Below are 26,635 nucleotides of genomic sequence, written 5' to 3'. Positions count from 1 at the left end.
CATTACCCGATTTTTGCCGCGCCATCTAAGACCATCTGTTTGACCTGATCACGCAAGGATTTAAGGGCTTTTAGCTCCGTTTGCATGTCGCCCTCTGCGCAATGGTTCAACACATAATCTGCCGTGGCCAAAACATCGCGCCAGCGCGGGTTTTGCGGCAGGGTGTCGATAGAGAAATATTTGTCCAGCGTCCGGGTTTGCAGCGACGAGCGATCTAAATGCACGCGCCAAATTCCGCTTTGCTCCGCAAAATCAAATTTCGATTTTTTGCTGCATTTTTGCCAGATGTTTAGCGCCTGGCACATCAATTCAACAGTGGTTTGTCGATAGGCGTCATTATTGTCGTCAGTTCGTTCATTGCTCTCTGTGCTAACCGCAGTAGACGCGATGCTGGGCACTTCAATGGTATCGAGTGCGCGGCGCAGGATGGCCGGGTCTGGTGCGTTGGCCCAATCGCCATTGCTGCTTGGCAGGATGATGATGTTTAAGCCGCCGCCTACTTCTTGGTCCATTTCAAATGCGTGCAAGCTCACTTTTTCATCTTTGTTTTTAAGGTGCACATTTTCCAATCGTGCTGCACCATCTTCACGGCAGTTTGCGAGCAATTCACCAAACTCCTGTTCGCTGACCAATTGCTTGATGTTGGCACGTGTTCCGGCCTGAATGCCCAGCCAATCTTGCGCGAAGCGGTTGGTGTAGAATAGATCTCCCGTTTCTTCCACACACCAAAGGCCAACATTGAGGCTATCTAACAAGCCAGCCATGCGGGTTTGAGACAGGCGCAATGCGTCTTCGACTTGAATGCGGCGCTTCATTTCGGCGTGTAACTGGGCGTTTTCAGCGCTGGCCATGCGGGCGCGTTGAGCTTCAAGTAGCGTGTCGACGCGGGCGAGTAGTTCGTCCTTCACGAATGGCTTGACCACATAGTCATTCGCTCCAGCTTCCAGCCCTGCAATGATGTCGCGGGTGCGGGAGCGGGCGGTGACCATGATGATGGGAAGTTCCAATCTGTCGAACCGCTCGCGCAGACGGCGGGCCACTTCAAGGCCGCTCAGATCGGGCATCATTACGTCGAGGATGATCAGATTTGGACGGTGCTTGTCTATCAGTTCAAGGGCAGTGGCGCCGTTGTCAGCCGTGCGCACGCCGAAGCCTTGCGGCAGAAGAACGTTGCGCAGCACTTGCAGATTGATCGGCTCGTCATCGACGACCAGAATCTCTGGCACGCCATCTTTGATCGGTTGATCTTCCTGCAGCCAGCTTTCGTCGGAACTGTTCAGTTTTTCTTGATACCCTTCAGATTGACGGGCGATGGCTGGTGCGCCTTCGAGTTCGAAATCCTTTGCGGTGGCGGATTTTAGTTTTAGGGTGAAAACCGAGCCTTCACCCAAGGTGCTGTTGGCCCAAAGTTCGCCGCCCAAAATGGTGGCGAGGTGGCGGGCGATGGTGAGGCCCAAACCTGTGCCGCCAGTTTTCCGCGCAGTGTCGACGCCATCAGCTTGTTCAAGTGGCTTAAACATGCGTCCCAAATCCGCTTCGGAAATGCCCATGCCGGTGTCGGCGATGGAGATTTGCACTGTGCCATCCTGCGCTTCGGCAGTGATGCGGATGGTGCCTGCTTCGGTATATTTGATGGCATTGCCCACCAGGTTGTGCAGGATTTGCTCAAGCCGCACCGGGTCGGCCATGACCAACGGGGTGTCTTTGGCGATATCGACTTCTAGCGTCACCGGTTCGCCGCGCAGTAGGGGTTCTGATAGCAGCAGGACGTTGCGCACGCTGGTGGCGACATCAACCGGGTGCATGTCCAACCGCATTCGGCCTTGGCGAATGCGATAGAGATCGAGCAGATCATCCACCAAGCGCGACAGCTTGCGGGCACTGAAGGTGATTAGCTGCAGTTGGCTGCGCTGACGTTCGGATAGATCGCCTGCCGCGCCTGCGGTGAGTGTTTCTGAAATCCCGACAATGCCATTGAGGGGCGTGCGCAGTTCGTGAGACGTGTTGGCCAGAAAGGTGTCCTTCATCCGGTCCGCTTCTTCCAGCTGGGCGTTCTTTTCTTCAATGGCGGCGACGTTGGCGTTGATTTGCGAAAGCTGGTCGCGCACCGCATCGCGCATGCGGCCGAAACTATCGGCCAAACGCTTTAACTCGATTGGCTTTTCAATATCCGGCATGGTGCGGTTTAAGTCGCCAGCGGCAATGGCCTCCGCCGTGTTGGTGATCCGTAAAATGGGGCGTGTGGCGCTGCTGGCCAAGCGCGTCGCGATGAAAAACAGAATGGGAATTGCCAACAAAGCAAGGGCTGAAACCGTGGCGATCAGTGTATTCACGCTGGCATAAGCTTGTGACGTTGGCACTTCGCTGACCAAAAGCCAATCGCGGTCAAACACACGCACGCCGCCAAAAGCGGCGAGGGCGGGGCCATTGGTGAGACCGTTGGACACCTTGGCTGTTTCGCGATCAGAAGTTGGACGCAAGGTGCGGGCGGCACCCGGCTTGTCGCCAATGGTGTAGTCGCTTTCTGACGGGTGGCTGAGTACCTGCCGATTTGATGACAGGAGGAACACGCGTCCGGCTTCGCGGGTTTCAGATTGCACCAAGCGCTCCACGCCATTGGTGGGCAATCGGAACACGACAACACCGCTGGGGCGCGAATAGAATTTGACCTTTACGGCCAAATAGGCAGCAAAGTGCCCGGTGACTGCGTCTTCATCAAAATCATGAAAAACGATGCCTAAATCTTCTTCCGTGGAGAGGAGCTTTTGCGATATTTGCGCGACAGGCGCATTGGCCAGCGGGCCATAAATTGAAGTGGCGAGATAATTGTCCTTCTCAACCGAATAGACAATGCGTCCCTGATTGTTGACCAAATAGAGATTGTCATATTCAGCAGAATCGATGAAGGCCTGATATTCGCCATGGAACTGGGCGTGCATATTGTCGTAAATCAGGGCGGTGCTGATCAGCTTATCGCGGTCAGCGCGGCTGGCAGTGCCGCCGACGCCAAAGGCTGCGCGCAAAATTCGGGCGGCTTCTTCCGGTTCTGGGGAGATTTCGCGGAAGCCATAGCTAAAACCGTAAAACTCACCAATTGAATACCTTACGATATTTGTTTGGCTTAAAGAGTCTGCCTGGCGGGAGGCAAATTGCAAATATTGCCGGATTTCAGCCTGTTTCGCCTCATTGACGAATTCGAGTTTGGCGAAGTTCTCATCTTCAAGATTGGCAATAAGCACATAAAAGAAGGTGGCGCTGACAATGAGGAGTGGAATCAATGAGATGCCAGTGAAGGCCAGCAACAATCTCGCATGTAGACCTCTTGGTGCCATTTTATTTGGCCGCATATAGTCCAATTTGTGCCTCCCCCGGTCACTTTATAGACCAATTTATCCACAGCAGTGGCATCTCATATATAGTCTAAGTGTTTGATACCATTTGGCCAAAAATCGATTTTTACGATTTTTCAGCAGATTTTTCAGAATGCGCTGCGTGACTTTTGGTATTCAATTGGTTTGGTATAAGCTCACCTGCAGCATCGCGTTTGTCAAGAGGCGACAGGGGCAGGGCTGAGGGACTTGCGACATTATAAAGATCGCAAGTGAGAGGATAAATTTTTAGGAGGAACTCCCATGCGTCGTAGCATGATTTTGTCAGCGGTTACCGCTGCGCTTATGGCTGGCACATCAGTTGCCCAGGCCGAAGATGTCATTTTGACAGCCGTCCCCCACCAAACAACAGCATTTGCTGAAGTTTATAACCCATTCAACCAAACATCAGATGTGCGCTCAGTTCGCGACTTCATGTTTGAGCAGCTTGTTGTGTTCAACCGTTTGCAAGGCGGTAAGCCTGAATATCGCTTGGCTGAGAGCTTCGAATATTCAGATGATTTGACTTCTGTCACGTTCAAAATTCGTGATGGCGTAAAATGGTCAGATGGTGAAACACTTGACGCAAATGACGTTTATTTCACATTCAATTTGATTAAAGAGCACCCAGCGCTGGATACACGTGCGCTTTGGGAAAAAATCGACAGCGTTGAGTTGATCGATGATAGCCATGTGAAAGTGAACTACAAAGAGGCCAGCACTGGTTTGATCTTTGACGTTGCACGCATTCACACTGTGCCTGAGCATGTTTGGGCGGAGATTGAAGATCCTGTAAGCTTCACCAACCCAAATCCAGTTGGCTCTGGTCCATTGACTGAAATCCGTCGCTTCACACCACAAGAATATGTGCAGTGCCGCAACCCACACTATTTCCAAGCTGATGATTTGGACATTGATTGCATGCGCTTCCCGCAAATCGCAACCAACGACCAAACTTTGACTGCTGCGGCAAAAGGCGAGTTGGATTGGTTTGGTTCATTTTTGCCAGACATCGAAAAAACCTATGTGGCGAAAGACCCTGAAAACCACAAATATTGGTTCCCAGGTGGTTCATTGGTTATCTTTAACCTGAACATGAATGCATCAGAAGAAGGCAACAAAGAAGCCTTTAGTGATGTGAACTTCCGTCGTGCCTTCTCTATGGCGATGGACCGTCAGGCTATGGTTGACATTGCGGGTTATGGCTACCCAACCATCAACCAATATCCATCAGGCTTGGGCCGTGGTTACCACGCATGGAACAACCCAGAAGCTGACGCACAATATGGTCAATACACCGAATACAATATTGAAGGTGCAATGGCTCTGTTGGAAGAAGCTGGCTATAAAGATGCAGATGGCGATGGCTTCATCGACACACCATCAGGCAAGCCGATCAAGTTTGACTTGATTGTACCTAACGGCTGGACTGACTGGGTAAACACAGTTCAATTGGCTGTTGAAGGTTTGAACGAAGCCGGCGTTAATGCCAGCGTTTCAACACCAGAAGCTGCTGCTTGGACCCAGCAATTGCTGGATGGGTCTTACCAAGGTGCAATCAACGCGTTGGTTGTTGGTGTAACACCACATATGGCGTTTGACACATTCCACTCTTCAAAAGCGATGGCGAGCCGTTTCTCTGTAACCGGTTACACCAACGACGAGTTGGACAAGTTGCTTGATAGCTTCTTCAAAACTGCGGAAGAGTCTGAACAGCGCGAGATCATGAATGAAATTCAGATGATCTTGTCTAAAGACATGCCGCACATCCCTGTGTTCAACAACCCATATTGGTACCAGTACAACACAGCACGCTTTGAAGGCTTCTTCTCTGCTGAGAATGATTATGCGGTTCCAACCGTACATGACGGTAACCCAGAGCGTATCCTTCACTTGCTTTCAATCAAGCCAAAGAGCTAGTCCCTCCCTTTTGAAAGCTTGAGATGGTGGGCGGTGCTTAGGCACCGCCCTCTTTGTAAAAGATCGGAAGACCAAAATGTCATTCATCATTAGACGAATTATGTTTTATCTCGTCGCATTTTTGGTGGCGGCCACCATCAACTTTTTGCTGCCGCGCCTGATGCCGGGTAACCCCATTGATATTATGTTCGCCAATGCGGGCAACAGCTTGCCACCAGAAGCCAAAAAGGCTTTGGCCGAAACATTCGGCTTTGTGGAGCGGCCTCTTATTGAAGAATATTTTATCTATCTGAAATCCGTATTCTCTTGGGATTTTGGTGTTTCGATTAAAAAATATCCACTGACTGTGATGGATGTTTTGATGCAGGCTCTGCCTTGGACTCTGTTTTTGGCAGGGACCTCAGTTATCCTTGCTTTCTGCATTGGTTCTCTGTTGGGCATCTATGCTGCATGGAAGCGCGGCGGCAGTTTTGACAGCGTGATTTCACCTTCGGCCCTTGCGGTGCAATCTGTGCCCGCCTTGGTGATCGGCATCACCACGCTTTATATCTTTGGCTTGGTGCTTGAGGTTTTGCCCACCAGCTATGCCTATGATCCTTCAATCGATCCCGGCTTTACTTGGGAATATCTCAGCTCTGTTTTCTATCATGCCTTGATGCCAATCGGCACTTTGGCCTTTGTGTCCATCGGCGGCTATTTGATCACCATGCGCAACAATATGATTGGGCAATTGGGTGAAGAACATGTGGTGATGGGGCACGCCAAAGGCCTGTCGGACAAGCGTGTGCGTTATAATTATGCGGCGCGGAATGCCTTGTTACCATCAATGACCGCATTTGCGTTGAGCTTGGGCTCTGTTATGGGCGGCTCTTTGATCATTGAGATCGTGTTTAACTATCCCGGGCTTGGCAATATTTTGTTCCAAGGCATCATCGCCCGCGACTATCCGCTGATCCAAGGTCAGTTGATCATCATGACTTTGGCCATGCTGACAGCGAACCTTTTGATCGACTTCATCTATATTTTCCTCGATCCCCGTCTGCGGAAGGCATAAATCATGTTGAAATTTTTCTCGATTGTTATGCGTAACAAAAAAGCCACCGCAGGCATGTTGATTGTGTTGGCTTACATAGCTCTGGCGCTGGCAGCTCCTTTGATCACCAGCCACGACCCGGCCAAACGGGTGGCGCGGCCACACCAAGCGCCGAGTGTGGAGCATGTGATGGGGTCCACCCGGATGGGCCGCGATGTTTACACTCAATTTGTTTGGGGCACGCGCACTTCTTTGATGGTTGGTTTTTCCGCCGGGTTGATCGTGACCGTGATCGGCACATTGATCGGCGTGACCGCAGGCTATTTTGGCGGGGTTATTGATGAGAGTTTGAACTTCATCACCAATATTGCATTGGTCATACCCCAATTGCCCCTATTATTGGTGCTCGCGGCCTTTATCGGTAAATCCGACCCCTTTATGATCGCGCTGATTATTGGCTTAACGTCCTGGGCGTGGGGGGCACGGGTCACCCGTGCCCAGACATTGACCCTGCGACGGCGCGAGTTTGTTGAAGCATCAGAGCAAATTGGTGAGCCGAGCTGGCGGATCATTTGCATCGAATTGATGCCCAACCTGTTGTCCATCATCGGCTTCAACTTTATCGGGTCTGTGGTTTACACCATCATCACCCAAGCGACACTTGAGTTTTTGGGGCTTGGCGATCCGCTCGCTGTGTCATGGGGCAACATGCTTTATAACGCCCAAACCTCGTCAGCGATCACCGTTGGTGCTTGGTGGGAAATGTTTGCGCCATGTTTCGCCATCGTGACCATCGGTATTGGCTTGAGTTTGCTCAACTTCGGCGTTGATGAAATCTCAAACCCTCGTTTGCGGACATTGGGTGCCATCAATAAAGCCGTGAAGGCGCAGAAGAAATTTGACCGGAGCTATAAAAGCGCGAAGGGAGCTGCATCATGACACAATCAGAACGGTTCCTAGACGTTAAAGACCTCAAGGTCGATTATATGACCCTAGATGGTCCGTTTCGGGCGGTGAAAGGCGTTGATTTGCACATCAATCGCGGTGAAGTGCTTGGCCTTGCCGGGGAAAGCGGATGTGGTAAATCCACCATTGCATACGCATTGATGCGTTTGCACCGGCCACCAGCTTTTATTGCTGGCGGTGACATCACCGTGGATGGTGAAGATGTGTTGGCATTTGATGAGGAAACATTGGCGCAATGGCGCTGGAGCAAAGTGTCTTTGGTGTTCCAAAGCGCCATGAATGCGCTCAATCCGGTATTGACCATTTTTGAGCAATTCCGTGATGTTTATCATCGCCATACTGGCAAAAGCACTGAAGAAGCGCGCGCTCGCGCTGTTGAATTGATGGAATTGGTGGGCATTGATCCGGTGCGGCTTGATGATTATCCGCACCAACTGTCCGGCGGCATGCGGCAGCGTGTGGTGTTGGCCAATGCGCTTATTCTTGAACCGCAAATGATCATTATGGATGAGCCAACCACCGCGTTGGACGTGGTGGTGCAGCGGGAAATTTTGCAAGAAATTGCGGGCCTGCAGAAGAAGTTTGGCTTTTCAATTTTGTTCATCACCCACGATTTGGCGCTGATGTCTCAATTTGCAGATCGCATTGCAATCATGCTGAAAGGCGAGATTGTGGAAGTGAACAGTGCGCATGAAATTTTGCACAATCCGCAACATGATTACACCAAGCAATTGTGGGATGCGATGCCCAGCTTTGAAGATGCTGAGGGAGTGGCGTAAATGACTGACCAACCCTATTTGGAAGTGAAGGGCGTTTCGAAAACCTATACGCTCAAAACCATCTTTAGTGGCTCAAAACAGGTCAAAGCACTGCAGGATATTTCCTTTAAACTTGGCCGGGGTGAAGCCTTGGCTTTGGTGGGGGAAAGTGGCTCAGGCAAATCCACTTGTGGCCGTGCGATTGCAGGCATGTTTGATATTGATGCAGGCGATATTTTGGTGAATGGCAAAAGCATCACCAGCGCTCGCAACTCAAAAGAAAAGCGCGAAAATGCACGCAAGGTGCAAATGGTGTTTCAAGACCCGTTTGCCTCGCTAAACCCTACGCACACTGTACGCCATCATCTGGCACGTCCACTCAGTCTGCACAGTCGGGTGCCTGACGGTTCTACCCTTGAGCAAGAGGTGATCCGCACGCTTGAAGATGTGGAGTTGGACCCTTCTGTGATGTTGGACAAGTACCCGCATGAGCTTTCTGGCGGACAACGTCAGCGGATCAATTTGGCCCGTGCTTTGGCTGTCGGGGCAGAATTGATTATCGCTGATGAACCTACGTCAATGCTTGATGTGTCGATCCGTCGGTCTATTTTGAACTTGATGAACCGTCTTAAAAAAGAGCGTGGCATTACATTTTTATACATCACGCACGATTTGGCGACGGCGCATTATTTGACCGAGAATACTGCGGTTATGTTTGGTGGACGCATTGTTGAGTTCGGACCATCGGACTTGATCGTTCGTGACCCGCAACATGCCTATTCAAAGCTGCTTTTGTCCTCTGTGCCGAATGCGCATACGCGGATCAATGCTGATTTTGAACATGCACGTGACTTTTCCAAATTTGCCGATAAGGTGCGGGCTGAAACGGCGGCCAGCACTGGGGCGTTGGAAGAGATTTCGACTGGCCGGTTTGTGCGGGCAGCCTAATATATTGAAGGAGGTCATTGATGGTGGATTTGTCTAAATTTTTTGTGCGTGCTGCGCGCCTTGAAGACGAAGTTGCCATCAGTGATATTTGCGTGCGCACTGCTGCAAGCGGTGAGGATGCTCGTGATCGCTACTCCCGCTTGGATTTGCCCGGCATGATTTGGGCGGTGCCCTATGTGCTTTTTAATCCTGAACATTGTTTTGTGGTGGATAATGGCGCAGGCGAGGCTGTGGGATACATTGTGACGGCTGCGAATACGAGAGCATATGAAGCTTGGCAAAAAGACAATTGGTGGCCAAGGGTTGCATCATTTTTGCAAGAGTTTGAGCCACAAACCGAGGGTGATCGCAACTTTTTGACATCGCTGGCGCAAAACCAACAACCTGCCCCAGATTATGCCGACGATTATCCGGCGCATTTGCACATCAATTTGTTGCCACCAGCGCAAGGCGATGGGTTTGGCGGTAAATTGATGCGTGCCGCATTAGACAAGTTGCGGGCAGATGGCGTGAGCGGTATTCATTTGGGGGTCAATCGTGAAAACCACCGCGCGATCGGCTTTTACAAAGCGATGGGATTTGAGCAGGTGGCCGACAACGGCGCGCCGATTTTTGCGCGCGCAATTTAGTCGGCTGTAATGCTATTCGGTTTCTACTGCTTTTGGATTTTGTAAATAGATGAAATCCAGCAAAATTTGCATCGTCCAAAAAATGATATAGCCAGCCATTGCGCCAAACTTCACAGACAGCATTGCCCCAATGACGAGCACGATTTGCAGCATGGCTATTCGGATGAATAGGTTTGCATAGAGCTGGTCGAGGTCCAGCCAGTTTCGTTCGAACAAGAACGCGTAAGCACCCATCACGAAGGTCGTGAGCGGCGGCCAATAGAGTTGCTTGGCTATGATGATCTCTTGAAATAGATCGGCCGGATTGCCAAAACGCGCGAGCGGTATGCCGCCATATACCCGCCCATATAGATAAAAGGTGCTGGGGAAAAAGATCGCGCACACGCCTAACACTGTAAACAGGTCGAAAATCCGCTTGGGCCAAAAATGCCGAGGCGAATATTCAAGTTCATGTTGGCGGCGTTTCTTGCTGAAAAGCAAAATCAGCAGGGTCCAAAATGCAATCGCCACACTTTCCAATAAGAAGGCGAGCAGCAGTTCAAAAACACTCCATCCCAATAGCAAAACCCCCAATAGGGGTAGAATATTGTTGGCCAACAGCAGCAATGTGGAACGGGTGGACATAATATAGAGCAGGGCGCGGAGTTGTGGGGTGATCAGGTGAGATGACCACTATGGTAAGCAAATGGTTAACAAAGTCCTTTTTGCGAGCAGAAGCGCGGGTGGCACATGATGCCAGCCGCTTTGGAAAAACTCACTTTTTGGCGTTACGAATGCGGGCACGCACATATTTTGCAGCAGATCTATAATGGCTGGGGCCTGCGGCTTCCGCCCAACGGCCAGGTGTCCATTCATTGTTGGCGCCTTTCATGGGACCGCCATAAAGCTCTTTGTCGCTATGGTTCTCCATGAATTGATGTATCTTTTTGTGATTGGTGCGCATAAGGGCCACCGCGTCGTCCCAAGACAGATTGGCTTGCTGCTGGCGCAGATTGCCATTGTACCGCTTGAGTTCGGACCATTTATAGCCTTTGGCGGGGAAGTGCACTTCTTTGCCCGCCATGCCATCATTATACCACCCAAGGAAAAGCTCAATCCAATGGGCGCGGTGTCCAATTACATCTTTGATCGATGTGTCTTCATCATCCTTTTGAAGGGCAAAATCATCTTGTATGTCCGACAGTAGTTTTTGCAGTTTTGCATATTCTTTATCGGTGACCGCAATCAGGTCCTCTTTTGATGTGGCAGCAGGCATAGCTCTCTCCTTTGCCCCCTATGCTGCTTCATTGGGCGGAACTTTCCATGATCTGCATCAACTTTTGGTTTCAGATCATCGGTGCTTACCCCTATTTCGCGGTTTCGTTAGATCAACAACACATTCAATAATTTGTAAGGGAATTAGGCCTATATAGGGGGTAGGAGAGATAACATGTTGCGTGTGATTAATTGTATTGCGTATGCACACGACCTGATTTTGGTGGCCCTTGCTGCATTGATTTGCGCATCGGGTGCTTTCGTGTCTGTACATTTGCTCAAAAAGGTATTTGCCACCAAATCGCGGGCGCGATTTGCGTGGGGATTTATTGGTGCGATTGCAGCAGGGTCAACTATTTGGTGCACCCATTATGTTGCCATGCTCGCTTTTGAACCGGGTGTTCCGGTTGCCTATGACTTTGGGCCGACATTAATCTCGCTCATTGTTGCCATTCTTGGCTGTATCGCTGCATATGGCTTGGCGGGTGAACGTTTTGCGTTTGCCGCACCAATTGGTGGCGCAACTTTCGGGCTAGCAATTTCCGCCATGCACTATATGGGCATGACCGCTTTTTCAGCGCGCGCGCTAACCGCATGGGACATGAGTTATGTTGCTGCATCCGTTTTCCTTGCAGTCCTTTTAGGGGCGCTGACATTTTGGTTGATGCAGAATATGCGTGGCGCGCGCAGCATTGCTGCGGGCACGGGCACAATGGTGTTGGCCATCGTGAGCCTGCATTTCACCGGCATGGCCGCGCTTGAGATTACACCATTGGCACCTACCAGTGGCGACGTAACCGCGGTTGAAGCGCGTGATTTGATTGCAGCTGCGGTGGCTGGCGTATGTTTTCTGGTGTTGGGCACCGGGGCCGTAACCTATTTCCTTGATAACCAGGCACGCGCCTTTGCGTCGATCCGTTTGCGCCATTTGGCTGAAAGTGCTGTGGATGGCATGGCGGTGGTACGCGGTGACTTAATGGTTGAGGCCAACAGCGAATTTGCCCGTATGGTGAAGATGTCCAAAAAGGAAATCACAGGGCAGCCTGTGGCCAAATTTTTGGATCAAGTTGAGCAATATCAAGAAGGTGTTTTGAGCGCGACAGAGCTTAAGCGTGCCGATGGATCGAGCCTGCCGGTTGAACTGGCGGTGCAAACGGAACAAGTGAGCGAGGATGGTCAGCCTTTGACCATTTTGGCGTTGCGCGACATTAGCCAGCGTTTGGCGCAGGAAGAAAAAATCACCTTCTTGGCGCAATATGACAGCCTGACCGGATTACGGAACCGTCCCACCTTTTTGGAGAATAGCCAAAGCATTCTAGATTGGGGCGGCGAGGATGGTGATTACGCGGTGATTGCCATCGACTTGGATCGCTTCAAAGAAATCAACGATATGTATGGCCATGCTGCCGGTGACAGCGTTTTGGGCAAAACGGGCAAACGATTGAAAAAGGCTTTGGCGGCCCATCAGTTTGCGGCGCGTATCGGCGGCGACGAATTTGTTGTTTTCTCGAAAATCGAGTCAAAGGATGATGCAATCCAACTGGCTGAGCTGCTTGAACGCGAGTTGAACCAAGATATTGAGCATGATGGTGTGGTGTTGCGATGTGAAGCGAGCTTCGGCATCGCGCTTTATCCAGAAGATGGACGGCAAATTAACACGCTTTTGAACAATGCTGATATGGCCATGTATCGGGCGAAATCATCTGATGACCAGCAGATTTGCCTTTATGATAAAGGCATGGACGACACCATTCGCAAGCGGCGCCAATTGGTAGATGAGTTGCGGTTGGCAATCCAAGGTGATCAGCTTGAATTGCATTATCAAGTGCAGATGAATGTGCCGAATGAAACCGTAGCGGGTTATGAAGCACTTGTGCGCTGGAACCACCCGACCAAAGGCATGTTGCCGCCAAATGTGTTTATTCCATTGGCAGAGCAAACTGGCCTGATTGTGATGTTGGGCGAATGGGTTTTGCGCACCGCTTGCCACGAAGCGGCGAGCTGGAGCAGCGGTCTTCCGGTTTCCGTGAATTTGTCGCCAGCTCAGCTCACCACACCTAATTTTGTTGAGCAAGTGCAGGATATTTTGCTGGAAAGCGGTTTGGCCCCTCAGCGGTTGGAACTTGAAGTGACTGAAACCACTTTTATTGCCGATCAGAAAAAAGCCATTTCTGTGCTTGAGCGGTTAAAGGCGCTTGGTATCTCTATTTCAGTGGATGATTTTGGCACCGGCTATTCGTCACTCGCCATGTTGCGGGCGTTCCCATTTGACAAAATCAAGCTCGATAAATCTTTGATCGATGACATTGATAATAATTATAAATCCAAAGGCGTGTTCAGAGCCGTCCTGTCCCTAGGAGATGCGCTTTCAGTGCCGATTTTGGCCGAAGGGGTTGAGAATAAGGAACAGCTGGCCTTCCTGCTGGAGCATGGATGTCAGTTGGTTCAAGGCTATTATTATGGCAAGCCAGAGCCTTTTTCCGCACCGGGTAAAGTAACCTTTGTTGAGCCCGACAAGAAAAAGATCAGCTAAACTGCACAAAATTCAATATGACTTGCCAAGGCCTATAAATTGGTGTGTCATGTTGTAATGGACACAGTTGATCTTTCCCCTGTCACTTCAGTTTCATTGAATAAAAACGCTTTGCAAGTTCGCGATAGCGTTTTTTGTGACTCGCATTGCGAGCAATTCAGCGCACAAGATGTGCTGTTGCGCTTTGCTAATGATCGGGGAGAAGGCGCGGTTGAGTTCATTGAATTTTGCCCTGAATTCAATGTGATTTTGAGCAAGTGCTTTTGGAAAGACAAAGGCTATTTGCGTTATCAAGGCGAAGGTTGGGTGCGATTCAATTTTAGCCTAGCCTCAGATGCCACATTTGTTTTTGATGATGCAGGAGCGTTTGACCTTAAAGGTTCCGAATTGCGCGTTTTCCATCAACCAGAAGGTGTGGCCTGCGAGCATTTTATCCATGGAAATGCCAGTTCAGAATGTGTGACGCTTTCCGTGCATGAAAGCTATTTGCGCCAACGGTTGCAAGACATGCCAGAATTGAGTGGGAGTTGCTTGGGGCAGCTTAGCTTTGGCGATAATCCTTTCTTTTTTGAACGGTTTTGGCAAACGCCTCAAACTCTACGCATCGTGCGTGAACTTTTGTATGTGCCTTATCAAGGGGCATTGCGATACAATTATGTGCGGGCAAAATGCGAAGAGCTGCTTATTGCTGCGTTCCACACTATGATTTTGACGGATCGTACGCCAATGCCTTTGCGCATGCGCGATGGCGATTGGGATCGAATTGATCAAGCACGCAAGCATATTGAAGATGATTTGGTGCAAGTGCCCGCGGTGCCCGAACTGGCACGACTGGTCGGGTTGAACCGCAATAAGCTTTCTTATGGGTTCAAACATAAGTTCAATATGAGTATTGGCCAATATATTGTCACAAAACGGATGGAATTGGCGTGGTATATGTTGGAGCGAGATCGGTGCAGCGTATCTGAGGTTGCGGCGTTGGTTGGCTACGAACATGTGGCCAGTTTCTCGGCGGCATTTAAAGCTCATTTTGGCCTATCGCCTAAGTTGGTGGCGCTGCCCCGCTAGGCCAAAACTTTCAAATTGTGCTGATTTCCTAAATCTTTGTGATAAGCGCCAAAAACAGCCCGCACCATGGCTGCTAATCTTCTTGAGTTGATTTCTTGAGGAGGAGCAGAAATGCAACAACATCATGAATTTTTATTGATACATGGGTCTTGGCACACAGGTGCTTGCTGGCGGCATGTGGAGGCGGTGTTGCAGGCCAATGGCCATAAAACACATGCGATCACGCTGCCAGGTCATGGGGATGGCGCAACAGATGTTTCGCTTGAAAAATATGTGCAAGCGATTGTGGACTATGTTGATGCCGCGGCGCTGGACAAGTTTGTTTTGGTTGGGCACAGCGCTGGTGGCACTATCGTGTGCAAAGCCGCGGAAAAATTGGGCGACACGATTGCGCGATTGGTATTGATATCGCCTCTGTTGGCAAAAGATGGTGAAGCGCTGACGCAGGCGGTGCCGCCTGCCTATGCCGATTTATTTGCGCAAATGGCTGCCGCAAATGACAATAATCAAATTATGGTGCCCTGGGAGGTTTGGCGCGATAGTTTTATCGGTGACGCCAGTGAAGAAGTGGCACGGGCGGCGTTTGATGAATTATGCCCTGAGCCATTTGGGCCGCTGACCGAGGCCGTGGATTTAAGCAAATTTGCGCAACTGCCGATCGCCAAGAGTTACATTCGCTGCATGGAAGATGTGGTGTTTCCGGTGGGTGAGTTCGGCCTTTTCCCTCGCATGTATGAGCAAATTGCGCCATGCCGTCTGGTAAATGTGCAGGGCAGCCATGAATTGATGTATTCCAACCCTGATGCGTTAGCTGATGCGCTGATTAAAGCGGGGCGCGCATAAGGTGAAGGAAGAGGAATATGCCCTTTTAGATGCCACGGGTTTGGCAGGTTTGGTGGCGCGCGGGGAGGTGGACCCCTATTCCCCTTCGCGGGCTGCCCAACAAAGAATTGCTCGTCTCAACCCCACCTTCAATGCAGCGGTCACATCTATTGTGCCTGCATTGGAAATGGAGAGTTGGCACGAGCACTTGCCGCCCTTTTTTGGTGTGCCAACCTTGGTGAAAGATTTGCACACTTTGGTGAAAGGGTCTGCTTTAACCCACGGCTCCCGGTTCTTTAAAGGGCATATTTCTTCCCATGATAGCGACTTGGTGGCGCGGATGCGCCGCGCGGGCATGTCTATTATCGGCCGTAGCAATACGCCTGAGTTTGGCATCAATACGAGCACTGAAGGTGCCTTTCATGGCCCTGCCTTGAACCCATGGAATATTGCGCGGAGCACTGGCGGTTCAAGCGGCGGTGCTGCCGCGGCTGTGGCCAGCGGGATGGTGCCCATTGCGCATGCAACGGATAGCGGTGGCTCAATCCGTATTCCCGCATCGTGCTGTGGTTTGGTTGGCTTGAAGCCAACTCGAGGCCGCATCTTTGCTGGGTTGGACGAAGGGGAAGGTTGGCATGACATGTTTCACGCCTTTTTCCTTACGCGCTCAGTGCGTGATGTGGCGGGGCTGTTAGATTGCCTTGCCAATCAGGACGGCGCGGTGCCTTATTTGGCGCCTACTATGTCAGGCACTTATAAGGAGCTTTTGCGGCAGCCTTGCCCGAAATACAAGGTGGGCGTGATGCGGTTGCCGCCGAATGAGGTCCCGATAGACCCAGAATGTGAATTGGCACTAAACAGAGCTGAAGCGGCATTTTCCGAAATGGGACATGAGCTGATCGATATGCACATTTCGATCAATGGGCCGGAGATGGCGAATTGTTTTCGCAAAGTGATCGCGAGCAGCGTTGCGGCCACCATCAATGCGCATGAAAAGGTGTTGAAGCGGCAGGCGCGTGAAGATGATTTTGAGCCAGTTGTTTGGCAGATGCTGCGGTTGGGTCGAGGCATCGATGGGGGCGAGCTTAATCGCGCGACGGCTCAATTGCATCTTATGGCACGAGACATAATGCAAACCACCAGCCGTTTTGATCTGCTGCTTACGCCAACACTGGCGAAAGCGCCTCTGCCTTTAGGTGAGTTAGATGCAAGTACGCTTAATCTTGACGTATTTTTCCAAAAAATCTTCGGATTTGCACCCTTTACGTCGCTTTTTAATGTGACGGGCCAGCCAGCGATCAGTTTGCCCATTCATTGGAATCAGGATGATTTGCCAATTGGTGTGCAATGTGTTGCGGGCACTGGGTGTGAGGATATTTTGCTGCACATCGCGCGGGACTTTGAATATTATTTTGATTGGCAAAAGCGCCAAAATGATTTGATCAAACGACTTTGATTTCACATTAGATTTTTCATTTCCTCTCGTATTTTGAGCTGAAGATATTCTTCGGCAAATAAATATGACTTGTCATTAAATGATGTGTCATATAATTTAATGTGTGGGGGATGAGTGAAATGAACAAAACGACAAATTCCGTTTTACGGTTGGACCATATTCCAAGCACAGCAAGTGAACTGTCTGTTGCCACGCAGCGTTTGTCGCGGCTATTGCGCGGGCAAATTTCCATGTTGCTGGCTGCTAATGGTGAATTGGGGCTGGTTGAATGGCGGATATGTCTTTGCATTTCACAAAGTGAAAACCCATCGCAAAAAGACCTTGTAGATTTTGCGGGTATTGAGCAGGCACAGGTCAGCCGTGCGCTGATGAAGCTTGAGCAAAAGGGTATTATTCAATCTCGGCAATCGGAAGAGGATCGTCGGGTTCGGATTTTTGGCCTGAGTGAAACAGGCCAGGCCTATTTTGATCGGGTGCAGCCTGTGATTGCTGCCTATCACCAGCAGATTGATGCGGTTTTAAGCGAAGCGGAAAAAACACAATTCCTCGATATGGCTGAACGCGTGGCGAAAGCGGCGCAATTGGCCTGCAATGATGAAGCGCAACAAGCGGGCTAACCGAAATTTCGGAGCACGCTGAGCAACGCCCTTGGAGAGAAGAGGGCCGATTGGGAGGATATATAATGAAGAAAATTATCGCACTAGCATGTGCAGCAATGTTGGGCATGGCTGCGCCAGCATTGGCTGAAGATTGGGCGCCATCTGGTCCGATTGAGTTGCAAATTGGCTTTGGTGCTGGCGGTGAAACCGACACTTTGGGTCGGGTGATTGCCGCCACAATGGAAGAGCAGACAGGCTGGAATGTGGTGCCACAAAATAAGCCTGGCGGTGGCGGCATTGCCATGTTCACTGGTTTGCTGAACGCCAAGAATGACGGGTCAGTGATCGCGATGGGTGTATCTATGCCTGTGTTGATCAACCTCACCTTACGCGGCGATCAATTGCCATTTGATCTGGATAGCTTTGACTATCTCGGCACCGTGACTCGGGCGCAATTGGCGCTGATCGCCAAAAGCGATGCGCCATTTGATGATATGGCGGGGCTGATTGAATATTCAAAAGAGCAGGGCGGAGTTCCGGTTGCTTTTGATGCCAAGCCGCAAGAATTGATGTTGATGGCGCTGAATGAGCAAACAGGTGCTGGCTTTAAGCTTGTGTCCACAAAAAGCTCAGCCGAAATGGTGCAGTTTGTTTTGGGTGGGCAGGTTGTTGCGTCGTTCAATGCGGGCACGCACATTCAATATTTAGAAAAGGGCGACGTGAAAATGTTGGCCAGTGCAAATGCGGACCGTCATGCCTATGCTGAAGATGTACCGACGCTGCAAGAGCAGGGGTATGATCTTTACACCGACCCGTATTTTTATTTTGCGGCACCGGGTGGCATGTCTGACGAAGCAAAGTCTGCCTTAGCAGCTGCTTTGGACAATGCCATTGGCTCAGAGAAAGTGCAGGATCTGGTGAAGAATGTGATGCAGAATAGCGTCAATAATCTTGGCCCGGACGGCACAGAGAAAATGATGAAAGATGGCTTGAACAGCGTTGGCGATCTGTTCAACTAAGCAATTTGGCTGCCCCGCACCGGGGCAGCTTTTCGCTCTTCTCAGGTGATCGACCATGATTGAACGATTAACGGGCGTGGCTGTTGCCGCGTTTGGTGCAGCGCTATTCTTCCTCATCACGCCAATGGCGACTGAAACAGTTGGCTATGGTTGGTTGCGGCCCAACACGGTGCCCAATGTGATGGCCGTGATCATGATGCTTGCGGGTGTAATCCTAGCGCTTACCGCGCCGCAGGATCAGTTTATTGATTTCCCGAAAATGGCGCGGGCGGCAGGCTTTCTGCTGGTGATAGTGGCCGGGCTGTGGGCGATGGTGCAATGGCGATATCATTTTGTGGCGCCGGGTTTGGCGCTTGTGCTGATGCTGCTGGTGGGCGAGCGCCGATGGCACTGGCTGCTCATAGGAGCATTGGTTTTACCGTTCAGCATCTCGTTTCTTATTGAATATGTGCTTTCCCGTCCCCTGATCTAATTGGATAATTTATGGTCGATTTTTCCGTTATCTTGGCTGGATTTGCTGACGCTTTTACGCCCATCAATTTGATGTTTGTGGTGTTTGGCGTGATGCTGGGGCAATTTGTGGGAGCCATGCCCGGCATTGGCCCGGTGATGGCGATGGCTATCGCCATTCCCTTCACCTTTGTGATTGATCCGCTCCCGGCAATTGCTTTTCTGGTTGGTATCAATAAGGGTGGTCTGGTTGGCGGGGCGGTGCCTGCGATTTTGATCAACACGCCCGGTACGCCAGATGCGGCAGCGACAGCAATGGATGGGCATCCGCTGGCGCAGCAAGGTAAGCCGGAAAAGGCGACCAAGATGGCGCTTTACTCCTCCGTCACAGGCGACACATTTTCCGACATTGTGTTGGTGACCATATCCGCGCCGCTCGCGCTGGTTGCGTTGAAAATGGGACCGGTGGAAATTCTGGCGCTGATGGTCTTTGCATTCTCCGTGATCGCAGGTTTGGTGGGCAAGAGCATTTCAAAAGGGATTATCGCAGCGGCTTTGGGCATGCTGGCGGCGACTGTGGGGCTGGACCCGGAACATGCCACACCGCGCTATTATTTCGGCTATTTTGAGCTGTTTGACGGCTTGCCGTTGGCGGCAGTGGCCATCGGTATGTTGGCTGTTGCTGAGATTTTGCGGCGGCTGGCCAGCAGCAAAAAAGGTTTCTCTGCGGCGATTGCGCAGCAAAAAGATATGATGCCAGAAGATCGTCGCGTGAGCTTTGCCGAATATTGGGCCTGTCGCTTCACCATGGTGCGCGGTGCGTTTATTGGCACGATATTGGGGGCCTTGCCCGGCGTTGGCTCTACTGCGGCTGCTTTTATGTCTTACGCGGCGACCAAAAAATCGTCCAAAGATCCTGAGAGCTTTGGCAAAGGCAATTTGCAGGGGATCGCGGCGGCGGAGAGCGCGAACTCGGCAGTAATGGGCGCCAATCTGATTCCGCTTTTGACACTTGGCATTCCTGGAAGTGTGGGTGCGGCGCTGATTATATCTGCTTTTGTGATCCACGGTATTCAGCCGGGGCCGTTGCTGTTTGAAGAACAGGGGCGGCTGGTCTATGGCCTGTTTGGCGCGATGATTATGGCGAATTTCGCTAATCTGTTTGTGGGGCAATTGGGCTTGCGCTTGTGGTCCTTTGTGATCCGTGCGCCGGAATCCGTTATCTTTTCCACCGCCATTCTGTTGTGCATCGCCGGGGTCTATTTGGCTACGGGCGGCCTGTTCGGTGTGATCATCATGTTGATGGCAGCGGCGCTCGGCTATGTGATGACGAGCTTTGGCTTCTCACCTGTGATTTTCATCATCGCCTTCTTCCTTGGCGGACGGTTTGAAATTGCCTTGTCGCAAAGTCTTGTTTTGTTGGATGGCAATGTTTTGGCCTTGATCAATTACCCAATTGCTTTGGCCTTATTTGCGATCGCGCTGATCACCATGGTTTGGATGATCTGGGCTGATCGCCAAAAAGAATTATAGAGGTTTTTATGACCCAGAAGAAAAACGTTCTGTTCATCATGTTTGATCAGCTCCGGTTTGATTATTTGAGCTGTCAGGGCCATCCGCACTTGCATACGCCCCATATGGATCGTTTGGCGGAAAAGGGTGTGCGCTTTACCCGCGCCTATGTGCAGTCGCCGATTTGCGGTTCATCGCGCATGAGTTATTACACAGGGCGTTATGTGCATAGCCATGGGGCGCAGCGGAACAATTTTCCACTGAAAGTGGGCGAGTTTACGCTGGGGGATCATCTGCGCAATGGGGACATTGATTGCTATTTGATTGGCAAGACCCACATGCAGGCTGATGAGGCTGGGTTGAAGCGGCTGGGCATTATGCCCGATAGCGTGATCGGCGCGCGGCAATCAGAATGTGGGTTTGATGCCTATATTCGTGATGATGGCCTCTGGGCTGAGGGCGTTGGTGGTCTTTATGACAGCAAGCGCTCGCCCTACAATGAATATCTGAAAGATAAGGGCTATGAGGCGCATAATCCGTGGCATGAAAATGCCAATTCGGCGCTGAATGAAGAGGGGGATATTGCCTCCGGTTGGTTGATGCAAAATGCGGATCAGCCTGCCAATATCAAGGAAGAGGATTCCGAGACCCCTTGGCTGACCAGCCAAGCGATCCAGTTTATGGAAGAGCGGCGCGAGGCTGATAAATCTTGGTTGTGCCACCTCTCTTACATCAAGCCGCATTGGCCCTATATTGTGCCTGCGCCTTATCATGACATGTATGGGCCAGAGCATATTTTGCCTGTGCAACGCAGTAACCAAGAAAAGGCGCATCCGCATCCGGTTTATGGCGCTTATATGGAAAATTTGGTGGCGCAGAGCTTTTCTAAGGATGAAGTGCGGGAGAAGGTGATCCCCGCTTATATGGGCCTGATCAAGCAATGCGATGATCAGATGGGGCGGTTGTTTACCTATCTGGAAGAAACCGGGCAGATGGACAATACCATGATCGTGATCACATCTGATCACGGGGATTATTTGGGCGATCATTGGCTGGGCGAGAAAGACCTTTTCCACGAATGTTCGGTCAAGGTGCCGTTGATCATTTATGATCCGAGCGCCGACACTGATGGGACACGCGGGACGGTGTGTGATGAGCTGGTTGAAGCTATCGATTTGGTCCCAACATTTTTGGAATGGTTCGGGCAGGACATTCCAAACCATATCGTCGAAGGACGATCTTTGATGCCGTTTTTACGCGGCGAACAGGTAGACGATTGGCGCGACTTTGTGATCTCCGAATATGATTACTCCACCACATTGGCGGCGGAAAAACTAGGGTTGGAGCCTGCGGATTGTCGCCTATTTATGGTAGCGGATAAGGATTGGAAATTGGTGCACGCCGAAGGGGATATGCGCCCGATGTTGTTCAATCTGAACGACGACCCGGAAGAATATTACGATCTTGGAGATAGCGCGGCGCATTATCCTGTGCGTGAGCAAATGTATCGCCATTTGGGTGCATGGGCGCGGCGCATGTCTCAGCGGACAGCCATATCTGATGACCGCATCAAAATGATGCGGGGCAAAGCGCTGGAGAAGGGCATTTTTCTGGGGCTTTATGACGGGTCGGAAGTGCCAGAAGAAAAGGTGATACCCATTAAAGGCAAAGGGCAAAAAGCCACCTAACGCTCCCAAATCAAATTCATCTGCCATTGTCATTTAGACGTCGAAGAAGCGTCACAATAATGTAGTGCGGCCACAATAGATTTCGATTCATTCGAACGAATTTTGGTGAGCTATGGCCGATTCAAAATGGATATTGGTGCGCAATGCCATTGATTCCGAGATCAAAGCTGGGCAGTTGAAGCCGGGTGCGCGTTTGCCAACGGAGCCCGACCTTTGCGCCAAGTTTGACGCGGGCCGCCATTCTGTGCGGCGCGCCATTGCGGCTTTGTCGATTGAAGGCAAGGTGCGCACACAGCAAGGCAGTGGCACATATGTGGAAACGCCTGAACTGATCAAATATGTGATCGGTCGGCGCACACGCTTTCGGCAGAACCTACGAGAGCAAGGTTTGGCGCCGGGCGGCAAAATGTTGGGTCATAGTGTGGGCAAGGCCGATGAAAAGGTTGCGCAGGCGCTTGGCATTAAGCCGGGCGATCAGGTGATCCGGATTGAACGGCTGACCACGGCAGACAATGTGCCTATCGCTTATGGCACGGCCTACAAGCCTTATGATCGCTTCCCCGATTATATACATCGCCGTGCGCAGCATAAGTCTGTGACCGATACTTACAAAAGCTATGGCATTGAAGATTATGTGCGGGCCGACACGACTGTCTACACCCGCCAGCCGCGCACAGCGGAAGCACATGCCCTAGCGCAGCATCCGCAAATGCCAGTGATGGTGGTGAGCTCCATCGATGCACTGCTTGATGGCACGCCCATCAGCTATTCGCAGGTGGCATGGGCTGGCGCGCGCGTGCGCTTTTCACTTGAAGCTGAACCAGAAGATTTTCCGATCCCGTTAGAAATGGAGCGCCAAAATGGCTGACCAACAAAGCCGCCATGCCTTTGTGCTTGCAACATTGGCCCGCGGCAATGATGCCGAAATCAAACAATTTGCTGAGCAATTGCTGGCAGACATTGATGAAGTTGAAGTGATTAAAAACCGTACCGGGCTGGTGATGCTGCCCATGCGCGACACGGTGGAAGGCACGGCCTTCCATCTGGGCGAAGTGCTGGTTGCTGAAGCGCATATCAGGGCGCTGGGCCAAGAAGGCTATGGCATGAAAACAGGACGTGATTTGGAAGCGGCAATGGCCATCGCGGTGATCGATGCCGCGTGGCAGGCAGGCCATGAACTTTCAACCATTGATGCTTTTGTGGCGGCGCAAGCTGATGCCATTGCGGCAAATGACAATGAACGCATGCGGGCGGTGGAAGCCACGCGCGTCAATATGGAGACATTTTAATTATGGCGGCTCCCCAACGTAATCATGAAGAAGCATTTGCCAATGCCGCGTTTGACGCGATGTTGAGTGCAACCGCACGGCCGGGCCAAATTGAAACGCTGCCAGACAGCGATTTTGGTCCTGTTGTTGCCGCGCTAATCGATCGCGAATGCACCTTCTTCGCCAGTGATGAAGTTCTTATTCAGCAATTGAGCGAAACCGGCGCGCGTTTTACCTCAATTGGTGAGGCTGACTTTGTGTTTTGCCGCGCAAGCGAATTGTCGGCGCTTTTGCCGAAGGTGAAAATTGGCTCTGATCTATACCCGGACGACGGCGCGACATTGATTGTTTCGGCGCGGTTGGCCAAGGGCGACAAGCTGCGGCTGAGCGGGCCAGGCATTAAACGCCATAAAGATGTGGCCATTGCTGGAATTGAACGTGCGGTGTGGGACCATCGCGCACGGCAAATTCGATATCCGACAGGTTTTGACATGTTGATTGTGGATGGTGCGCAGCTGATGGCGTTGCCGCGGTCCACCAAGGTGGAGGTTTTGTAAATGGCCTATGTTGCAACACGGGGTGGCGAACGGGCCATCGAGCAATCTGAGCGCTTGTTCAAGCAAGAGTTGGGCACCATTACGCCTGAGAAGGTGAAGCAAGTGCGCGAAACCATGCCTTATCTTGTGGACCGGGTGATGGGCGAAGCATCGCTTTATGATCAAGATGTTGCAGCACTGGCGCTGGCGCAAACCGGTGGCGAGTTGAGCGAGGCAGTGCTGTTGTTGCGCGCATGGCGCACAACGCAACCGCGTATCACGGTGGCAAAGCCGCTTGAGCAAGATAAGCAGCATGTGTTTCGGCGTATTTCGGCGGCATTTAAGGATATTCCGGGCGGCCAGCTATTGGGTCCATCTTTGGATTATGCCCACCGTTTGCTGGCGACCGAAGTGTTGGCTGGCGAAGATCACACGCCAAAGCCTGTTGAGGCAGCGGAAAAAGCGGCACCTTCGCATCAGCCAAGCGTGAGCGCATGGTTGTCGAGCCAAGGCTTGGTAGATGATGCGGAACATGATGATACAGCGCCAGACGACATTCCGGATTTGACGCGGGAACCCTTGCTGTTTCCCGCAAAGCGTGCCCATCGGCTGCAAAGCTTGGCGCGAGCAGATTCCGGCGGCGTGTTGGCACTCGGTTATTCCGCCATGCGCGGCTATGGCCAAGCGCACCCAACGGTCAGCGAATTGCGGCTGGCTGAAGTGGATATTGAAGTGCAGCACCCATGCGGCACCAGCTTTAGTGCGGGGCGCGTGAAGGTCAGCCAGGCGGAAGTGATTTCAAAAGCCAAGGGCGAGCGTTTGGATCGCGGGTTCGCGGCAACGTTTGGGTGGAACGAGGTGAAATGCATCTCGGCTGCCACGCTGGATTTGAATGCGGATGGCGCGGAGAAGAATTCTGCGGTTGAGGAAGAGTTCTTCCTCTACCACACAGAGGGTGTGGAAAGCTCAGGCTTCTGCATCCACTTCAAACTGCCGCACTATGTGACGTTCCAATCCAGCCTAGATGCCATGCGCGATGCGAAGGCGAAAAAGCAAACCCCGCAAATGGAGGCGGCAGAATGAATTTAAAATCGCTGAGCAAAGATTGGGAAGCGGTGAGCTACGGCTTTTTGGATGCTTCCGCCAAACGCGAATTGCGCCGCAAAATGCTGAAGGCTGTGGCGGTGCCGGGGTGTCAAATGCCTTACGCCAGCCGCGAAGTGCCGATGGCGCGGGGCTGGGGCACGGGTGGGTTGCAAGTGTCGCTAACCCTGATGAACCCGCAAACAATTGTGAAGGTCATCGATCAGGGGGCAGATGACAGCGTGAATGCGGCATCGATCCGCAAGTTTTTGACGCGGGTGACTGGGGCCAAAGCCACATGGGATACGTTGGATGCCACGTTGATCCAGTCGCGCCACCGGGTGCCAGAGGAGAAACTGACCAAGGATCAGATATTGGTGCTGCAAGTGCCAAACCCGGAGCCTTTGCGATCTGTGGAGCCGAACATGTCCATCGCGCGGCAAATGCATGCGGATGCAGATTATAGCCGCATGTGGCTGCAACTTTATGAGCAGATTGTGCGCTCTGGTCGGGTGATGCAGGGTGCGTCATATCCGTCCATGGTGAATGGTCGTCATGTGATGACGCCGTCGCCGATCCCGCGTTGGGACGTGCCGAAACTGCATATGGCTGAGCATTTGACAATTCTTTCCGCTGGGCGTGAAAAGCGCATTTTTGCCGTGCCGCCGCATACGCGGGTGGAGCCATTGGTGTTCTCTGATGTGCCATACAAGGTGGAAGAGCATGGTAACATCACCTGCACACGCTCTGCGCTCAAAGGCTTCTTTATGAATGAAATTCCGAATGATGATGGCACTTCAAGCTATGAAGTGTCGGACAGTAATTTGGGCATTAAGGCGCTGAATGCGCCAGAGGATGCATCGCAAAAGATTGGCGAGACGTGGTATCAAGACGGGGAGTGGGCGCAATGAGTGTCGACATGAAATTAGAGCGCAGCGCACCGCAGTTTATCACCCATGAGCCGTTGTTGCACATGACCAACATTTCCAAACGCTATGGCGATGTGGTGGCGCTGGATCATGTGGGGGCCAAGGTTTATCCAGGTGAAGTTTTGGGCATTGTCGGTGAAAGTGGTTCGGGCAAGTCTACCTTGCTGCGGATGATGAATTTGCAGGAATTGCCAGATCAAGGCACCTATCATCTCGATATTGAAACCGAAAAGCCGAACCTTTTTGACATGGATCGCTATGCGCGCTTGCAATTGCGGTCGCGGCACATTGGCATTGTGTATCAAAACCCGCACCAAGGGCTTTTGATGAAGCACACAAGTTCGGGCAATGTGGCAGAACGGTTGCTGATCGCTGGGGAACGCAGCTTTGCGAATTTGCGGGCAAAGGCCAGCGATGCGCTGGATGCTAGTGAGTTTCCGCTGGAGCGGATGGACGCACCGCCGATTGAACTTTCTGGCGGGATGCAACAGCGGGTGCAATTGGCCAAGGCGATTGCGCTAGAGCCGGCCTTGTTGCTGCTTGATGAACCCACCACAGGTCTGGATGTGTCGGTGCAGGCCCTGGTGCTCGATACGCTCAAGCGTTTGCAGCAGGATCGGAAGATCACCATGGTAATTGTGAGCCATGATTTGGGTGTCATACGCACGATGGCAGACCGGGTTATGGTGATGCGGCGCGGGCAGGTGGTTGAGCAGGGCTTGGTGGACCAAGTGTTCCAAGACCCGCAACACGCCTATACCCAACAACTTGTCCATGCGAAATTGTGAGGCACAAC

The 26,635-nt window shown here is 51.6% G+C and carries 24 protein-coding genes; 21 read left to right on the top strand and 3 right to left on the bottom strand.

Features of this window, described 5'->3' with window-relative positions; all coding sequences use genetic code 11:
- Positions 1 to 2 precede the first annotated feature (2 nt).
- Positions 3 to 3,332: a hybrid sensor histidine kinase/response regulator gene (locus ATL17_RS06010; protein ID WP_166638908.1), complete on the bottom strand. Its 3,330-nt coding sequence runs from the start codon at positions 3,330 to 3,332 to the stop codon at positions 3 to 5.
- Positions 3,333 to 3,632: 300 nt separating this feature from the next.
- Here ATL17_RS06010 and ATL17_RS06005 point away from each other — a divergent pair, with 300 nt between their 5' ends.
- The 6 genes from ATL17_RS06005 to ATL17_RS05980 all read left to right on the top strand — a co-directional run bounded on the left by ATL17_RS06005 (position 3,633) and on the right by ATL17_RS05980 (position 9,622).
- Positions 3,633 to 5,288, top strand: a complete 1,656-nt coding sequence (locus tag ATL17_RS06005) for an ABC transporter substrate-binding protein (RefSeq protein ID WP_133571846.1) — start codon at positions 3,633 to 3,635, stop codon at positions 5,286 to 5,288.
- A gap of 76 nt (positions 5,289 to 5,364) precedes the next feature.
- Positions 5,365 to 6,342: an ABC transporter permease gene (locus ATL17_RS06000; protein WP_133571845.1), complete on the top strand. Its 978-nt coding sequence runs from the start codon at positions 5,365 to 5,367 to the stop codon at positions 6,340 to 6,342.
- A 3-nt stretch (positions 6,343 to 6,345) separates the two neighbouring features.
- A complete protein-coding gene (locus ATL17_RS05995) occupies positions 6,346 to 7,260 on the top strand; it encodes an ABC transporter permease (protein WP_133571844.1) in 915 nt (304 codons plus the stop codon).
- Entirely contained in the window at positions 7,257 to 8,066 is an 810-nt protein-coding gene (locus ATL17_RS05990) for an ABC transporter ATP-binding protein (RefSeq protein WP_133571843.1), read from the top strand. The genes ATL17_RS05995 and ATL17_RS05990 overlap by 4 nt, the downstream gene beginning before the upstream one ends.
- Positions 8,067 to 8,993, top strand: coding sequence for an ABC transporter ATP-binding protein (locus ATL17_RS05985; protein WP_133571842.1), 927 nt, complete (start codon positions 8,067 to 8,069; stop codon positions 8,991 to 8,993). It abuts the gene before it with no gap.
- 20 nt (positions 8,994 to 9,013) lie between these two features.
- A complete protein-coding gene (locus ATL17_RS05980) occupies positions 9,014 to 9,622 on the top strand; it encodes a GNAT family N-acetyltransferase (protein ID WP_133571841.1) in 609 nt (202 codons plus the stop codon).
- Between the two features lie 12 nt (positions 9,623 to 9,634).
- Here ATL17_RS05980 and ATL17_RS05975 read toward each other — a convergent pair whose 3' ends face one another.
- Positions 9,635 to 10,246, bottom strand: a complete 612-nt coding sequence (locus ATL17_RS05975) for a DUF6498-containing protein (protein ID WP_133571840.1) — start codon at positions 10,244 to 10,246, stop codon at positions 9,635 to 9,637.
- Between the two features lie 130 nt (positions 10,247 to 10,376).
- Positions 10,377 to 10,877 carry a ClbS/DfsB family four-helix bundle protein gene (locus ATL17_RS05970; RefSeq protein WP_133571839.1) on the bottom strand — a complete coding sequence of 167 codons (501 nt, stop codon included), beginning with the start codon at positions 10,875 to 10,877 and terminating at the stop codon, positions 10,377 to 10,379.
- Between the two features lie 174 nt (positions 10,878 to 11,051).
- On the opposite strand from ATL17_RS05970, the gene ATL17_RS05965 reads away from it, so the two are divergent.
- The 15 genes from ATL17_RS05965 (at position 11,052) to ATL17_RS05895 (ending at position 26,627) form a co-directional block, all read left to right on the top strand.
- Positions 11,052 to 13,409, top strand: coding sequence for a bifunctional diguanylate cyclase/phosphodiesterase (locus ATL17_RS05965; RefSeq protein WP_133571838.1), 2,358 nt, complete (start codon positions 11,052 to 11,054; stop codon positions 13,407 to 13,409).
- 177 nt (positions 13,410 to 13,586) lie between these two features.
- Complete coding sequence (locus ATL17_RS05960) at positions 13,587 to 14,477, top strand: helix-turn-helix domain-containing protein (protein ID WP_166638907.1); 891 nt, start codon at positions 13,587 to 13,589, stop codon at positions 14,475 to 14,477.
- Positions 14,478 to 14,588: 111 nt separating this feature from the next.
- On the top strand, positions 14,589 to 15,320 hold the full coding sequence (locus tag ATL17_RS05955) for an alpha/beta fold hydrolase (RefSeq protein ID WP_133571836.1): 732 nt from the start codon (positions 14,589 to 14,591) through the stop codon (positions 15,318 to 15,320).
- A gap of 1 nt (position 15,321) precedes the next feature.
- On the top strand, positions 15,322 to 16,755 hold the full coding sequence (locus ATL17_RS05950) for an amidase (RefSeq protein WP_133571835.1): 1,434 nt from the start codon (positions 15,322 to 15,324) through the stop codon (positions 16,753 to 16,755).
- A gap of 119 nt (positions 16,756 to 16,874) precedes the next feature.
- Positions 16,875 to 17,372 (top strand): MarR family winged helix-turn-helix transcriptional regulator, encoded by a 498-nt coding sequence (locus tag ATL17_RS05945; RefSeq protein WP_166638906.1) that lies wholly within the window; start codon positions 16,875 to 16,877, stop codon positions 17,370 to 17,372.
- Between the two features lie 65 nt (positions 17,373 to 17,437).
- Entirely contained in the window at positions 17,438 to 18,373 is a 936-nt protein-coding gene (locus tag ATL17_RS05940; RefSeq protein ID WP_133571833.1) for a tripartite tricarboxylate transporter substrate binding protein, read from the top strand.
- A gap of 55 nt (positions 18,374 to 18,428) precedes the next feature.
- The gene (locus ATL17_RS05935; RefSeq protein ID WP_133571832.1) at positions 18,429 to 18,845 is read left to right on the top strand and encodes a tripartite tricarboxylate transporter TctB family protein; all 417 of its coding nucleotides are present in this window, start codon (positions 18,429 to 18,431) and stop codon (positions 18,843 to 18,845) included.
- Between the two features lie 11 nt (positions 18,846 to 18,856).
- Positions 18,857 to 20,356 carry a tripartite tricarboxylate transporter permease gene (locus tag ATL17_RS05930; protein WP_133571831.1) on the top strand — a complete coding sequence of 500 codons (1,500 nt, stop codon included), beginning with the start codon at positions 18,857 to 18,859 and terminating at the stop codon, positions 20,354 to 20,356.
- A gap of 8 nt (positions 20,357 to 20,364) precedes the next feature.
- Complete coding sequence (locus tag ATL17_RS05925; protein ID WP_133571830.1) at positions 20,365 to 22,023, top strand: alkaline phosphatase family protein; 1,659 nt, start codon at positions 20,365 to 20,367, stop codon at positions 22,021 to 22,023.
- 112 nt (positions 22,024 to 22,135) lie between these two features.
- Positions 22,136 to 22,891 carry a phosphonate metabolism transcriptional regulator PhnF gene (gene phnF / locus ATL17_RS05920; RefSeq protein WP_133571829.1) on the top strand — a complete coding sequence of 252 codons (756 nt, stop codon included), beginning with the start codon at positions 22,136 to 22,138 and terminating at the stop codon, positions 22,889 to 22,891.
- Positions 22,884 to 23,312, top strand: coding sequence for a phosphonate C-P lyase system protein PhnG (locus ATL17_RS05915; RefSeq protein WP_133571828.1), 429 nt, complete (start codon positions 22,884 to 22,886; stop codon positions 23,310 to 23,312). The genes phnF and ATL17_RS05915 overlap by 8 nt, the downstream gene beginning before the upstream one ends.
- A gap of 2 nt (positions 23,313 to 23,314) precedes the next feature.
- On the top strand, positions 23,315 to 23,848 hold the full coding sequence (gene phnH, locus ATL17_RS05910; RefSeq protein ID WP_133571827.1) for a phosphonate C-P lyase system protein PhnH: 534 nt from the start codon (positions 23,315 to 23,317) through the stop codon (positions 23,846 to 23,848).
- Positions 23,849 to 24,910, top strand: a complete 1,062-nt coding sequence (locus ATL17_RS05905; RefSeq protein WP_133571826.1) for a carbon-phosphorus lyase complex subunit PhnI — start codon at positions 23,849 to 23,851, stop codon at positions 24,908 to 24,910.
- Positions 24,907 to 25,821 (top strand): alpha-D-ribose 1-methylphosphonate 5-phosphate C-P-lyase PhnJ, encoded by a 915-nt coding sequence (locus tag ATL17_RS05900; protein ID WP_133571825.1) that lies wholly within the window; start codon positions 24,907 to 24,909, stop codon positions 25,819 to 25,821. The genes ATL17_RS05905 and ATL17_RS05900 overlap by 4 nt, the downstream gene beginning before the upstream one ends.
- Positions 25,818 to 26,627, top strand: coding sequence for an ATP-binding cassette domain-containing protein (locus ATL17_RS05895; protein WP_133571824.1), 810 nt, complete (start codon positions 25,818 to 25,820; stop codon positions 26,625 to 26,627). Before ATL17_RS05900 ends, ATL17_RS05895 begins: the two co-directional genes overlap by 4 nt.
- The last annotated feature ends 8 nt before the right edge of the window (positions 26,628 to 26,635 follow it).

This window comes from Maritalea mobilis, assembly GCF_004363175.1.
GTDB classification, from domain to species: domain Bacteria; phylum Pseudomonadota; class Alphaproteobacteria; order Rhizobiales; family Devosiaceae; genus Maritalea; species Maritalea mobilis.
Note: the sequence above shows the minus strand (reverse complement) of the source record. Positions and strands in the feature narration are given on the sequence as shown.